This is a genomic window from Shewanella sp. 5S214 (assembly GCF_041439795.1).
Lineage (GTDB): Bacteria > Pseudomonadota > Gammaproteobacteria > Enterobacterales > Shewanellaceae > Shewanella > Shewanella vesiculosa.
Window position 1 is genome coordinate 89,601 of record NZ_JBGOOV010000005.1, and the last position, 14,063, is coordinate 103,663.

Annotated in this window: 13 protein-coding genes; all 13 read left to right on the plus strand. The window is 41.5% G+C overall.

The features are described from left to right. The coding region (locus tag ACED29_RS04830) for a flagellin (RefSeq protein WP_371697166.1) at positions 1–575 on the plus strand (575 nt) is incomplete at its 5' end. 205 nt (positions 576–780) lie between these two features. After that, the gene (locus tag ACED29_RS04835; RefSeq protein WP_371697167.1) at positions 781–1,173 is read left to right on the plus strand and encodes a flagellar protein FlaG; all 393 of its coding nucleotides are present in this window, start codon (positions 781–783) and stop codon (positions 1,171–1,173) included. Positions 1,174–1,231: 58 nt separating this feature from the next. Continuing rightward, complete coding sequence (fliD, locus tag ACED29_RS04840) at positions 1,232–2,599, plus strand: flagellar filament capping protein FliD (RefSeq protein ID WP_371697168.1); 1,368 nt, start codon at positions 1,232–1,234, stop codon at positions 2,597–2,599. Positions 2,600–2,671: 72 nt separating this feature from the next. Beyond that, entirely contained in the window at positions 2,672–3,004 is a 333-nt protein-coding gene (locus ACED29_RS04845; RefSeq protein WP_371697169.1) for a flagella biosynthesis chaperone for FliD, FliT, read from the plus strand. 8 nt (positions 3,005–3,012) lie between these two features. Next, a complete protein-coding gene (fliS, locus tag ACED29_RS04850) occupies positions 3,013–3,417 on the plus strand; it encodes a flagellar export chaperone FliS (protein WP_371697170.1) in 405 nt (134 codons plus the stop codon). Positions 3,418–3,885: 468 nt separating this feature from the next. Then, complete coding sequence (locus ACED29_RS04855; protein WP_182698011.1) at positions 3,886–5,316, plus strand: sigma-54-dependent Fis family transcriptional regulator; 1,431 nt, start codon at positions 3,886–3,888, stop codon at positions 5,314–5,316. Between the two features lie 169 nt (positions 5,317–5,485). Continuing rightward, positions 5,486–6,706, plus strand: a complete 1,221-nt coding sequence (locus ACED29_RS04860) for a HAMP domain-containing sensor histidine kinase (protein WP_310741671.1) — start codon at positions 5,486–5,488, stop codon at positions 6,704–6,706. Beyond that, positions 6,699–8,048 (plus strand): sigma-54 dependent transcriptional regulator, encoded by a 1,350-nt coding sequence (locus tag ACED29_RS04865; protein ID WP_182742510.1) that lies wholly within the window; start codon positions 6,699–6,701, stop codon positions 8,046–8,048. Before ACED29_RS04860 ends, ACED29_RS04865 begins: the two co-directional genes overlap by 8 nt. Positions 8,049–8,291: 243 nt before the next feature. Next, positions 8,292–8,633: a flagellar hook-basal body complex protein FliE gene (gene fliE, locus ACED29_RS04870; RefSeq protein ID WP_124016924.1), complete on the plus strand. Its 342-nt coding sequence runs from the start codon at positions 8,292–8,294 to the stop codon at positions 8,631–8,633. 71 nt (positions 8,634–8,704) lie between these two features. After that, on the plus strand, positions 8,705–10,384 hold the full coding sequence (gene fliF / locus ACED29_RS04875) for a flagellar basal-body MS-ring/collar protein FliF (protein WP_165870119.1): 1,680 nt from the start codon (positions 8,705–8,707) through the stop codon (positions 10,382–10,384). After that, on the plus strand, positions 10,377–11,423 hold the full coding sequence (fliG, locus tag ACED29_RS04880) for a flagellar motor switch protein FliG (RefSeq protein ID WP_273059472.1): 1,047 nt from the start codon (positions 10,377–10,379) through the stop codon (positions 11,421–11,423). The genes fliF and fliG overlap by 8 nt, the downstream gene beginning before the upstream one ends. A gap of 136 nt (positions 11,424–11,559) precedes the next feature. After that, on the plus strand, positions 11,560–12,738 hold the full coding sequence (gene fliH / locus ACED29_RS04885) for a flagellar assembly protein FliH (protein ID WP_371697171.1): 1,179 nt from the start codon (positions 11,560–11,562) through the stop codon (positions 12,736–12,738). Further along, positions 12,719–14,059, plus strand: a complete 1,341-nt coding sequence (gene fliI, locus ACED29_RS04890) for a flagellar protein export ATPase FliI (protein WP_124016928.1) — start codon at positions 12,719–12,721, stop codon at positions 14,057–14,059. Before fliH ends, fliI begins: the two co-directional genes overlap by 20 nt. Positions 14,060–14,063 lie beyond the last annotated feature (4 nt).

Sequence of the window (14,063 nt, forward strand, 5' to 3'; positions counted from 1 at the left end):
GGAAAGCGGGTTATGATGTCAGTTACGATAAAGATACCAGTGTTATCAGTCTTACAGCTAAAAATGTAAATGGTATTCAAATTGCTGGTGCGACAGCGGGTACAGCAAAACTTGGAGGTCTAGTTGCAGGTGCAACTAATGCAGCAGTAAGTAAAACGTCTGAATTGAAGCTATCATCATCGGATAAATTTACTGTTACAGGTGCATCAGCAGATGAATTACTCGGTGGTGGTACTACGGCTACCGCAGGAGCTTCAAAGCTTAATAAAGTGAGTTCAATTGATATTGGAACAGCAAAAGGTGCTCAAGATGCACTCGCTGTGATTGATGCGGCAATTGGTGGTATTGATGCTCAACGTGCTGATTTAGGTGCGGTACAAAACCGTATGAACTTCACCATTAATAACTTGAGCAACATTCAGTCGAACGTATCTGATGCACGTGGTCGTATTCAGGATGTAGATTTTGCTCAAGAAACTGCTCAGTTAACTAAGCAGCAGATTTTGTCGCAAACATCATCTGCAATGTTGGCTCAGGCTAATCAGTTACCTCAAACCGCGTTATCACTACTATAATAGTGAATAGCTAAGTAAAGGTTAAAGATAGGGAGAGTCGTTAGCGATTCTCCCTTTTTGTGTTTTAACAGTAATAAATGAGCAGAGTTACCATAATAACTTGTTATTAGTTAAGTGAAACTAAATGTGATTAACTCTTGATAGGTATGTAGTTCAAAATTGGTGTGGTATTTGCTTTATTTTATGCGTTCTTTAGAGGTGTATTATGGATATTAATGTAACAGCATTAAATACCAACTTACGAAAAGATAGCCTGTCTAATCTTGTCGATAAACAGTCCAGTATTGCAAATGTTGATCAACCACAAGACGGTATCCAGAATGCTGGGGATGCAAGCAGGTCGATTAAACAGGTTAATCAGGCTTCTAAAGTTGATGCCGAAGAATTAAATCAAGCTGTCAATGATATTGCTGCTAGCATGAATGTGATGCAAAAAGGATTAGCCTTTAATATCGATGAGGAATCAGGCATACAAGTGGTTAAAGTCATCGATGTTAAAACGGGTGATTTAATCCGTCAAATTCCTAATGAAGAAGCGCTTGATATTGCCAAGAAATTGAATGAAGTGACTGGTTTGTTGATGAAAACGGAAGTTTGACCAATAAAATAAACAATTATTAGCAGGTTTGTTTTTAGATGAAATTGCAGAGGTTATTATGGGATTAACATCAGTTGGTATAGGTTCAGGTCTTGACATCGGTGGTATTGTTACCGCGCTTGTTAATGCAGAAAGTGCAGGGAAAACTGCCAAGTTTGATGTTAATGAAGGTAAAATTAATGCACAAATTTCTGGTATCGGCTCTTTAAAAAGTGCCATGTCGGAGTTTAAAGACAAAATAGCTGCTTTAACAAAACCAGAAACCTTTGGCAGTCAAAAAGTAGCAACCTCTACTAAAGATTATCTTTCAGCGACAGTTGATAAAACTGCGGTATCGGGTAGTTACCAGGTAAAAGTAGAACAACTCGCCCAAAGTCAAAAAGTCGGTTCCGCTGTGGTGGCAGATAAAACCTCAGCTATTGGTGAGGGCTCGTTAAGTATTGCTCTAGGAACTGGGGATAGCTTTAATATCGATATCGCAGCCACTGACACACTGACTGATATCATGAATAAGATCAATAAATCTGAGGATAATAATGATGTTACTGCCACAATTATCAATGGTGAATTAGGTCCTCAGTTAGTGCTAGGTTCTAAAAAAACTGGTGAAGATAACACTATCAGTGTTAGTGCCACAGATACTGATGGTAATACTGGCTTAGCAGATACTTTTTCTATGACTGAGCTGACCCCGGCTAAAAATGCCATTGCCTATATTGATGGTGTAAAAGTTGTCTCACAAAGTAATACCATCAGTGAGGGAATTACCGGAGTGTCACTCTCATTAACCGCTGCAGATATTAATAAAACAACCACATTGACAGTAAGTAAAGATACAGCAAAAACCAAAACTGCGATTGAGGGGTTTGTTGAGGCTTACAATACTGTGATGACAACTATCAAAGATTTAACGGGTTATAATCCTGACACTAAAGCTGCAGGTATTTTACAAGGTGATGCTTTACCTCGAAGTATTCAAAGTCAACTTCGTGGCATGCTGTCGAGTAGCGTTGACACCTCTGACGGATCAAAAATGCTCGCCAACCTTGGAGTAAAAACTACTCGTGAAGGATTACTGGAAATTGATTCGACTAAACTGACTGATAGCATTAACAATGATAAAGGCTCTATTGCTGAGTTATTTAGCACTGAAGATACAGGTTTAGGTAGTAAAATATCGAACTTAATGGATAGCTATATAAAGTCAGGAGGTATCATGGAAAGCCGTGACACCTCATTAGATGAACAACTATCTCGAATTGAAGATAGTCGAACACAGCTGAGTGAGCGTATGGCTGCTTTTAGTGATCGCTTATATAAACAGTTTAATGCTATGGATCTGGTTGTGGCTAACTTAAATAGCCAAGGTAACAATTTACTTTCTCGTATAGATTCCTTACCTGGTGTGGTATCAAAGAACAAATAAACCAATATGGCAGTTTTTTGGCTTTTGGGGTTTAGTTAATCCATGAACTATCTATGAGTATGAGGTTTTGTTTTGACGTATTCACTCAAAATGATTGATGAAGTAAATGGTAAAATATTGTTTACTATTGATAAAATTGATAAAGCTAAACCAGAAGATGATTTTTTACCTGATGTGGTATTAGAATTGCATTCACTGGTTGAAACGCGTCAAAGTTTGTTGAATGCCTTAGTAGCTGACAATAATTTTACTGATAGAGATATACTCGAACAACAGTATGATTTAACTCAGACATTGATCAAAAAAAGTCAGAAAATCATGGATTTTCGTCAAGCACTATTACAGGCTGGCAATACGACTAAACGTCAAATTAATGTATATAAAGCAATAGATTCAAATAGGTAGGTATAAATATGCGCGGTTCAATGCAATCATATCGAAAAGTTTCAGTTGACAGCAATTTGGCTGTAGCAACACCACATCGTATAATTCAGATGCTTCTTGCGGGTGTACTTGAGCGACTAGCTCAGGCTAAATTAGCTATAGAGAATAACGATATTGCTAACAGGGGTGTGTTAATCGGTAAAGCTATCGGTATCGTTAACGGCTTAAATGGCAGTTTGAACATGGATGCAGGTGCTGAGGTTGCTGGTAATTTGACTCAGTTATACGATTACATGTTACGCAGAATGTCTGAAGCCAATCTCAATAATGACTCTCAAGCTATTGACGATGTAGTGTCTATTTTGAAAACTATTAAAGAAGGTTGGGATGCAATCCCACAGGATATGCACGAGCTAACCTCTGAAGTGAGTTAATCCTTACAGTGTTCTGTATTTCAACTAAAAAGACGCTTCGCGTCTTTTTTTATTTCTATTAGTCTTCAATTCATTACATGAAATTCATGTATCTAATTCATCATTTTTCATCTATTTATTACCGTGAGATGATGCTATGGCGAGTCTATATTTAACCTCTCAGTTCAAACGAAACTTGGTTCATTAGATTTTTCGAATAAAAAAGCAGCATATTGCTATTAAAATGTGGGTCAATGTAGATAAAATGTAACTGGTGCTTGCTTATGGTGAGCTGATAATACAATATTTATCCCTAAGTTCGTTTTTCTACCCAGAATTTTGCGGATTTACGATCATGTTTTAGGAATAATGCTAGAATACTGTCAGTGTTGTCAGCTGTTATGGCTGCAATGTACTTTGGTTTTTGTTGCTGTGTGCGACGCAACCATTCCGAATAAATACCTATAACAAGAGCTTTTGGCCTTCTGAATGATGCAAATAGAACAACGAATTTTAATTGTCGGTACCCCATCAGAGCGCGTGACCCGTTTGTGCTGTATTTTAGAATTCTTAGGTGAGCAATGTGACATTGTTTCTAATGAATCTTTAGCAGCCTTAGTCGAGCTTTCTCGGTACCGAGCAGTTGTCATTGTGAATGAAAATATCGATGTCGATAGTATTAAAAACATTATCGCTGCAGCTCCTTGGCAACCCATACTCTTGCTGGGTGATATTGATATTCATCTATCAAATGTGCTTGGGCTGATCGAAGAACCGATAAATTATCCGCAACTTACTGAGTTATTGCATTTTTGCCAAGTGTTTGGTCAAGCAAAACGTGAGCATACCTTAACAAACGGTAATCAGACTAAGTTATTCAGAAGCCTAGTGGGGCGCAGTGAAGGTATTGCTAACGTTAGACACTTGATTAGTCAAGTATCTAGTTCTGATGCAACTGTATTAGTGTTGGGGCAATCTGGCACAGGTAAGGAAGTGGTTGCACGTAATATTCATTATTTGTCTGAACGACGTGATGGCCCATTTATTCCTGTTAACTGTGGTGCTATTCCTGCTGAGTTACTTGAAAGTGAGTTATTTGGCCATGAGAAGGGCTCTTTTACCGGGGCAATATCTGCACGTAAAGGTCGTTTTGAAATGGCTGAAGGCGGTACGCTATTTCTCGATGAGATCGGTGACATGCCATTGCAGATGCAAGTTAAGTTGTTGCGTGTATTGCAAGAAAAGGTTTTTGAGCGTGTTGGTGGCAGTAAAACGATTGCCACAGATGTACGTATTGTGGCAGCTACGCATCGCGACCTTGAAACCATGATTGTAGATAATGAATTTCGTGAAGATTTGTTTTATCGATTAAATGTGTTCCCAATCGAAATGCCGGCGTTAAGTGAGCGACGTGATGATGTGCCGTTACTGCTGCACGAACTCGTTAACCGAGTGTTTAATGAAGGCCGTGGTAAGGTTCGCTTTACTCAACGAGCCATTGAATCATTAAAAGAGCATCCTTGGTCCGGTAATGTGCGTGAATTATCAAACTTAATTGAGCGCTTAACGATTTTGTACCCAGGCGGACTGGTTGATGTCAACGATTTACCGCATAAGTATCGTTATATTGATGTGCCAGAATATTGTATTGAAGTCAGTGAAGAACAGCTAGAACGTGATGCGTTAGCATCGATATTCAGTGATGAAGAGCCTGTCGAAATACCCGAAACTCGCTTTCCAAGTGAATTGCCGCCGGAAGGGGTTAATTTAAAAGACTTACTGGCCGAATTAGAAATCGACATGATCCGTCAGGCACTCGAACAGCAAGATAATGTTGTCGCAAGAGCGGCTGAGATGCTTGGTATTCGCCGTACCACATTAGTCGAAAAAATGCGTAAATATGGTTTAAGTAAAGAATAATTAAACTGTAATTAATTGATATTGTAATGAAAACACACTAAGAGTGTGTTTTTTCGTTTGCGTAGCTTGCTGAGGAACCGTGCACCGATGTTTCAGCTACGACAAAATGTTTGCTTGGCACGGTAAATGCATTGGGTTAGTCAAATGTTATTTTTTTGACGGAGCGACCATGTATTCAGCACGAGCGTTAACCCAGACAGACGATTCATACTTTGAATTATCTGCGTCAGCTTCGTCTTTCGCTATCACTGATGCGGAAACACAAACGTCTGCAATTGACGTGAATTCAAATGTACAAAGTCATACCAATCAGGGACGTGTTCACTCAAGCTCATTCATTGCCACAGGCATAGCAACGTCTCTCGTCAGTTCATATTCCAGTAAGGCCGCCAATATGTCGAATCAAATGGCGCATATTCTTCAAGCTATGCCATCTGGCGTGGTGATCATTGATGGTGATGGTGTTGTGACGTTAGCTAATCCGGTTGCAACAGAGCTATTAGGCCGACCTCTACAAGGATTACGTTGGTTTGATATTATTCATCGTGCTTTTGCACCTCAAGATGATGATGGACACGAAGTGTCGCTAAAAAATGGCCGACGGGTAAAGTTGGCTATTACACCGTTAGCCCCTGAACCTGGGCAGTTAATTGTGTTAACTGATCTTACCGAAACCCGTTTACTGCAGAAAAACCTATCTCATTTACAACGTTTATCGGCGTTAGGGAAAATGGTGGCCACGTTAGCACATCAGGTACGCACCCCATTATCTGCAGCGCTTCTGTACGCTTCTAATCTTGCTAGTCCTAAATTAACCGATTCTGCACGGTCTAAGTTTCAATCTAAGTTGGTTGACCGACTCAATGAACTCGAGCGTCAAGTAAATGACATGTTACTTATGGCTAGAGGACGCCAAGATGGAATGGCTGAATCTGTTTCAATGGATGAGATAATCAGCCAAGTGATGGCCAGTTGTGAACCGATTGCAGATAAAAAACATTGTCAGCTGGTTGTTGAAGATACTTCACATTCATTGATGCTTGCCAATGCGAATGCGCTCAGTTCAGCGGTAAATAATTTAGTGATGAACAGTATTGAAGCAGGGGCCACAAAAATAAAAGTCAGCGCCAGTGAAACGCCTGATGGTCTATTATTGGATGTTATTGACAATGGCAAAGGGCTTGAACCGTCAATGCAGCAACAAATACTTGAGCCGTTTTTTACAACAAAGAGTCAAGGTACAGGTTTAGGCTTAGCTGTTGTGCAGTCGGTAGTACGAAACCATGGTGGACAGATACAGTTGTCGTGTAAACCCGGTATGGGTTGCCATATTCGTTTGAGCTTTCCGCACATTAACAAAATGAGTGTTCAGGAGGTGGCGCGTGGCTGAAGCAAATATTCTATTAGTTGAAGATGATGCTGATTTACGTGAAGCATTGCTTGATACACTGATGCTTGCCCATTACGACTGTGTTGATGTTGGCAGTGCTGAAGAGGCTATATTGGCCTTAAAAGTAAACCACTTTGATATGGTGATTAGCGATGTGCAGATGGATGGCATCGGTGGTATGGGCTTGCTGAGTTATTTACAACAACATCAACCTAAAGTGCCGGTATTATTAATGACCGCATATGCCACGATTAACAGTGCTGTTAGTGCGATGAAATTAGGCGCAGTAGATTATCTTGCTAAGCCTTTTGCACCAGAAGTGTTATTAAATCAGGTATCACGCTATTTGCCTTTAAAACAAAATCACGACAATCCCGTGGTTGCCGATGAGAAAAGTTTAGCATTGTTGGCGCTGGCTCAGCGCGTTGCGGTGTCAGATGCTTCGGTCATGATCATGGGCCCGAGTGGTTCAGGTAAAGAAGTGCTGGCACGCTATATTCACCAGCATAGCCAACGTAATGAGCAGCCATTTATTGCGATTAATTGTGCGGCAATACCAGAAAACATGTTAGAAGCCACCTTATTTGGTTATGAAAAAGGTGCATTTACTGGTGCTTATCAAGCTTGTCCAGGCAAGTTCGAACAAGCTCAGGGCGGCACCATATTGCTTGACGAGATTTCTGAGATGGAGCTTGGCTTACAAGCAAAATTATTACGGGTATTACAAGAGCGCGAAGTAGAGCGTTTAGGTGGCCGTAAAACCATAAAATTAGATGTGAGAGTTCTCGCAACGTCAAACCGCGATTTGAAATCGTTGGCGACGTCTGGCGAATTCAGAGAAGATTTATATTACCGCATTAACGTATTTCCACTGACGTGGCCAGCACTAAACCAACGTCCTGCGGATATTCTTCCGTTAGCACGTCATTTATTGGCGAAGCATGCTAAAGCATTGAATATGACGTCGGTGCCTAAACTTGATGATGCGGCAACTCGACGGTTACTGACTCATCGCTGGCCGGGTAATGTGCGAGAGTTAGACAATGTTATTCAACGCGCCTTGATATTACGAGTAAATGATGACATTGGTGTCAATGATATTATTATCGACTCTGCTGATGTGAAGTTAGTTGCCACAGAATATGCAGAGACAGAGCAGTCTATTGAAGTAGATGGCTTAGGTGACGAATTAAAGGCCCAAGAACATGTGATTATTTTAGAAACCTTGAATCAATGTCAGGGGAGTCGAAAAAAGGTCGCTGAAAAACTCGGTATAAGTGCTCGAACATTACGTTATAAGATGGCCAAAATGCGTGATATGGGCATTCAACTTCCTGCTTAGCGTTATCTGTAATTGGTTAATTAACCTTATGATTTATAGTCTAATTAACTTTGCTTATTTATTGCTAACATCTGTCAAGATGCAAAAAGTAACCTGTCCTATCTAATGGAACGGTTACTTTTGCTCTGTTTCCCGCCATTTTATCTACTCATATTATATTTCTTCTAATATTGGCATCTAAATTGCTTTAACTCTTTATTAGTTATTATTGTCGTCAAAAAGTCGACGAAAGGGAGTTACATCATGCAGATTAGCGCAAATCCATTAATGCAAGAAATGCAGTCACTTCGTGGCGAAATAGCCCCTTCGATTGGCTCATCAATTCGACCTAATCTTACTCAGCAAGTGAATAACACCACAGGCGTCGATTTCAGTCAGTTATTGTCTCAGGCTGTCGGCACTGTCAATGAGTTACAACAAAACTCGTCCAATTTAGCCACTCGTTTAGACATGGGCGATACGACGGTTACCCTTTCTGATACGGTTATTGCGCGTGAGAAAGCCGGTGTTGCCTTTGAAGCAACGGTGCAGGTACGTAATAAACTCGTTGAAGCATATAAAGAAATTATGAGTATGCCTGTTTAGCTGCAGATAGCGTTAAGCACTAAATAATATAACAACATTAGATATAGCAGGTACGTATTGTGAGCACAGACATGATGGTAGGTTCAGATTCAACAGTTGATGGCGGCGTCCAGCAAGAGAATAAATCTGGGCTGCTTGGCGGCATCGGCGGTGCAGATATGATGCGCCAAGTGATCATGATTTTGGCACTAGCGATATGCCTAGCGCTCGCTGTGTTTGTGATGATGTGGGCACAAGAGCCAGATTATCGACCTCTGGGTAAAATGGAAACAGCTGAGATGATCCAAGTCTTAGATGTGCTTGATAAAAACCAAATCGAGTATCAAATCAACGTCGATGTTGTGAAAGTACCTGAAGATAAATATCAAGAAGTAAAGTTACTGCTTAGCCGTGCGGGGATTCAAAGTAGCACTCAAGCTAACGATTATTTAAGCCAAGACAGTGGTTTTGGTGTTAGCCAACGTATGGAACAAGCGCGCTTAAAACAAAGCCAAGAACAAAACCTAGCCAGAGCTATTGAAGAATTAAAAAGTATTAGCCGTGCTAAAGTTATTTTAGCGTTACCCAAAGAAAATGTTTTTGCCCGCAATGCTTCTAAGCCAAGTGCTACAGTAGTTGTGAGTGTGCGCCGTGGTGGTTTAGGCCAAGAAGAGATTGATGCGATTGTTGATATTGTTGGTTCGGCTGTTCAAGGGTTAGAGCCTTCTCGTGTAACGGTAACTGACTCCAATGGGCGTTTGCTGAATTCAGGTAGCCAAGATGGTACCTCAGCAAGAGCACGTCGTGAGCAAGAGCTCGTGCAGCAACAAGAAGCTGAATACCGTAAAAAAATTGACTCAATCCTAATGCCAATCTTAGGCCCAGAGAACTTTACTTCTCAGGTTGATGTTAATATGAACTTTACTGCAGTAGAGCAAACCGCAAAACGTTTTTCACCAGATTTACCGGCTATTAGAAGTGAGATGACCATTGAACGTAACTCAACGGGTGGAAGTTCTGGTGGTATTCCTGGTGCGCTAAGTAATCAACCGCCGATGGAGTCTGATATTCCGCAAGTTGCAGGTGAAGCGACAGCTTCAACCGTATCTGGCGATTCTTCAAAAGAAGCGACTCGTAATTATGAATTAGATACAACTATCAGCCATACTCGTCAGCAAATTGGTGTGGTACGCCGTGTGAGTGTGTCAGTAGCGATTAACTTTAAACCTGGGCAAGTAGATGAAAATGGCCAGGTCACTCGTGTAGCGAGAACTGAGCAAGAGTTAACTAATATTCGTCGTTTACTCGAGGGCGCTGTTGGGTTTAGTACCCAGCGTGGTGATGCTCTTGAAGTGGTAACCGTTCCCTTTATGGATCAGCTAATTGAAGAGTTACCTGAACCTGATATGTGGGAACAACCATGGTTTTGGCGTGCAATTAAGCTAGCATTAGGTGCGATTGTTATTTTAGTGCTTATCTTGGCTGTGGTTCGTCCTATGCTTAAGAAGCTCACCAATCCTAATGGGATCAACATGCCAGATGATGTTCGTCCTGGACATGAGTTAGCAGAAATTGAAGATCAGTATGCAGCAGATACCTTAGGTATGCTCAATACTAAAGAGGCGGAATACAGTTATGCTGATGATGGCTCAATTCATATACCTAATTTGCATAAAGATGATGATATGATTAAAGCAATTAGAGCGTTAGTGGCTAACGAGCCTGAACTTTCCACTCAAGTAGTTAAAAACTGGTTACAAGACAATGGCTAAAGATAAAGTAGAAAAAACAGAGAAATCAACGGCATTTGACCCAGATTTAGTTACTGGTGTTGAGAAAACAGCCATTTTGTTGCTCAGTTTGAGTGAAGCGGATGCTGCGTCAATTTTGAAACACTTAGAGCCTAAGCAGGTACAAAAAGTGGGTATGGCGATGGCGGCGATGGATGACTTTGGTCAAGAAAAAGTCATTGGGGTTCACAAGCTATTTTTAGATGATATTCAAAAATTCTCTTCAATTGGTTTTAACAGTGAAGAATTCGTCCGTAAAGCGTTAACCGCGGCATTGGGGGCAGATAAAGCTGGTAACTTAATTGAACAAATTATTATGGGCAGCGGCGCTAAGGGGCTTGATTCTTTAAAGTGGATGGATGCCCGCCAAGTGGCGACCATTATTCAAAATGAACATCCTCAAATTCAAACCATTGTTTTGTCTTACTTAGAACCGGATCAAGCCGCTGAAATTTTTAGTCAGTTCCCTGAAAATACTCGTTTAGATTTAATGATGCGTATTGCCAATCTTGAAGAAGTTCAGCCAGCAGCATTGCAAGAGCTAAACGACATCATGGAAAAACAATTTGCGGGTCAAGGTGGTGCGCAAGCAGCCAAAATGGGCGGCTTGAAAGCTGCAGCCAATATTATGAACTACCTCGATACTGGTATTGAGAGCCAAATAATGGAAACTATGCGTGAGTCTGACGAAGAGATGGCGCAACAAATACAAGACATGATGTTTGTATTTGAAAACCTCATTGACGTTGATGACCGTGGTATTCAGGCATTGTTACGTGAAGTACAGCAAGATATCTTGATGAAGGCACTCAAAGGTGCAGATGAAGCTTTAAAAGAGAAAATTCTGGGGAACATGTCCAAGCGTGCTGCAGAATTACTGCGTGATGACTTAGAAGCCATGGGGCCTATTCGTATCAGTGAAGTTGAAGTAGCACAAAAAGAAATTCTGTCTATTGCACGTCGACTCAGTGACAGTGGTGAAATTATGCTTGGCGGCGGTGGCGGTGACGAGTTCTTATAATCCTACAATTAGGTATGTCTGAAAGATATACCTAATTTACTTGCCTAATTCGTTTGTTGTCAGTAAAGCTAATACATTGTACTCCTGTTATTATTTTGTTTTGAGCCAATGTTTTCAATAACACAAGTGACCAATTATGTCTGAATCAAAAGTGCCTAAAGATGTCACCAATGCCGATAATGAGCATGAGTTTAGCCATTGGCAATTACCTGATATTACCAAAGACAGCAGTCACGATCCTTCAAATTTATTTGGTCAATTTTCTGAAGCTCATCGGCCAAACCCCATTTCTGGCCCCGAGAAGTCTATGGCGCCGCCTACGATGGCACAAATCGAAGATATTCGCGCAGCGGCAGAGCAAGAGGGGTTTGAGCAAGGTCAACAAGAAGGTCATCAACAAGGGCTGGAACAAGGGCGTTTAGAAGGATTAGAGCAAGGTCATCAGCAAGGTTTTGCTCAAGGCGAACAACAAGGTTATGAGGCTGGTCAAACTAAAGTTAATCAGTTAGTTGAGCAACTTAATCACATTATGACTCAATTTGAGTTGCCATTATCAATCGTTGATAACGAAATTGAAGCAGAATTGCTCGCCATGACAATCAGTTTAGCAAAGTCGGTAATTGGTCACGAACTAAAAACACATCCAGAGCATATATTATCAGCGTTACGCCAAGGTGTTGACGCCCTACCATTAAAAGAACAACTGGTTAAATTACGCTTAAATCAAGCCGATGCTGAAATCGTCAGCCAATGCTATAGTGCTGAACAATTACAAAAAAATAACTGGCAAATTGATATCGATCCTACTTTATCAAATGGCGACTGTATTATTGAAAGTGTCCGCTCCTCCGTTGATTTACGCGTCGAGCAACGTATCAATCAAGTCTTTAGTGAATTGGATGCGCAGTCGAATCAGATAGCTAAAAATGTACAACAACAAAAGTCTACTCATCCACAATATCAAACAACATCAGTCGATAATTTGACAGAGTATCAACAAGCCTCTGAGTCTGCTGATGGCATTGAGGCTGTCGACGATCAAGCCGCTTCAGATACTGCTCCCGACCAAGATAATCAGCTCGAGACTCGACAAACCGATGTTGCTCAGAATACTAATGCGACTGAATCTGTCGCTGAAAATGTTCTAGATGGCTCAGCTGCATCACTCAATGTTGAGCATGATAAAAATGCCACTGTCGATAACGATATAACGCTCAATACAAGTGCACCAGCGGGTAGTAGCGCAGGCGATGACGATCAGCAACAGAACAAAGGTCTATCTCAAGGAAATATCGATGACCACCCGTCAACATAAACTCCTCAATAAACTGTCGGTGCATCATAAACACGTGCTACCGCTTAGACCCGTCGCTAGCGGCCAGTTAGTTAGGGTTGTTGGTTTAACCTTAGAAGCGACAGGATGTCGTGCGCCTGTGGGCAGTTTATGCTCCATTGAAACCATGGTTGGTGAGTTAGTTGCTGAGGTGGTTGGCTTTGATGACAAACTGTTGTATTTAATGCCTATTGAAGAGCTGCGAGGTGTCTTGCCTGGCGCACGGGTTCAACCCTTGGGTGAGCAATCTGGATTAAATGTCGGATTAGCATTGTTAGGTAGAGTATTAGACGGTAGCGGCGTGCCGTTAGATGGTTTGGGGCCATTGAATACGGATCAATACGCAGCCCGTCATGGTCCTTACATTAATCCATTGTCTCGACGTGCCATTACCGAACCATTAGATGTCGGTGTTCGTGCCATTAATTCGATGTTAACCGTAGGTAAAGGTCAGCGAATGGGGCTGTTTGCTGGCTCTGGGGTAGGTAAAAGTGTGCTCCTAGGCATGATGACTCGAGGTTCTAAAGCCGACATTATTGTGGTGGGATTAGTCGGCGAGCGTGGCCGCGAAGTTAAAGAATTTATTGAAGAAATTTTAGGTAAAGAAGGTCGTGCCCGCTCGGTTGTAGTGGCTGCACCGGCAGATACTTCGCCATTAATGCGTTTACGTGCCTGTGAAACATCGACTCGTATAGCCGAATATTTTCGTGATTTAGGCTACGATGTTTTATTGTTAATGGACAGCTTGACACGTTATGCACAAGCGCAACGTGAAGTGGCGCTTGCGGTAGGAGAACCGCCAGCAACCAAAGGCTATCCACCCTCTGTGTTTGCTAAGTTACCCCGTTTGGTTGAGCGCGCCGGTAATGGCGGAGCTGGACAAGGTTCTATTACGGCTTTTTATACTGTGTTGACCGAAGGTGATGATCAGCAAGATCCGATTGCAGATGCTTCTCGAGCGATTTTAGACGGCCATATTGTGCTATCTCGTCAACTTGCCGATTCGGGTCATTATCCCGCGATTGATGTGGAAGCATCAATTAGCCGCGTTGCGCCAATGGTGATAAGTGGAGAACACTTAGAGGCGATGCGTAAAGTCAAACAGATGTATTCTTTGTATCAGCAAAATCGTGACCTGATTTCAATTGGCGCGTACTCACAAGGCAGTGATCCTCGGATTGATAATGCGATACGTTTACAACCTGCAATGAATGCTTTTTTACGTCAAGGGTTTAAAGAACCTGTCTCATTTGAAGAAAGCCGAGTGATGTTGACTCAAATTGCCGCTCAATGTCAGGGATAACCTA

Bases quoted from the DNA above. Each gene is read 5' to 3' on its own strand.
- fliE (WP_124016924.1), top strand. From the start codon at position 8,292: ATGCAGATTAGCGCAAATCCATTAATGCAAGAAATGCAGTCACTTCGT.
- ACED29_RS04855 (WP_182698011.1), top strand. From the start codon at position 3,886: ATGATGCAAATAGAACAACGAATTTTAATTGTCGGTACCCCATCAGAG.
- fliI (WP_124016928.1), top strand. From the start codon at position 12,719: ATGACCACCCGTCAACATAAACTCCTCAATAAACTGTCGGTGCATCAT.
- fliD (WP_371697168.1), top strand. From the start codon at position 1,232: ATGGGATTAACATCAGTTGGTATAGGTTCAGGTCTTGACATCGGTGGT.
- fliH (WP_371697171.1), top strand. From the start codon at position 11,560: ATGTCTGAATCAAAAGTGCCTAAAGATGTCACCAATGCCGATAATGAG.
- fliG (WP_273059472.1), top strand. From the start codon at position 10,377: ATGGCTAAAGATAAAGTAGAAAAAACAGAGAAATCAACGGCATTTGAC.
- fliS (WP_371697170.1), top strand. From the start codon at position 3,013: ATGCGCGGTTCAATGCAATCATATCGAAAAGTTTCAGTTGACAGCAAT.
- ACED29_RS04835 (WP_371697167.1), top strand. From the start codon at position 781: ATGGATATTAATGTAACAGCATTAAATACCAACTTACGAAAAGATAGC.
- fliF (WP_165870119.1), top strand. From the start codon at position 8,705: ATGATGGTAGGTTCAGATTCAACAGTTGATGGCGGCGTCCAGCAAGAG.
- ACED29_RS04860 (WP_310741671.1), top strand. From the start codon at position 5,486: ATGTATTCAGCACGAGCGTTAACCCAGACAGACGATTCATACTTTGAA.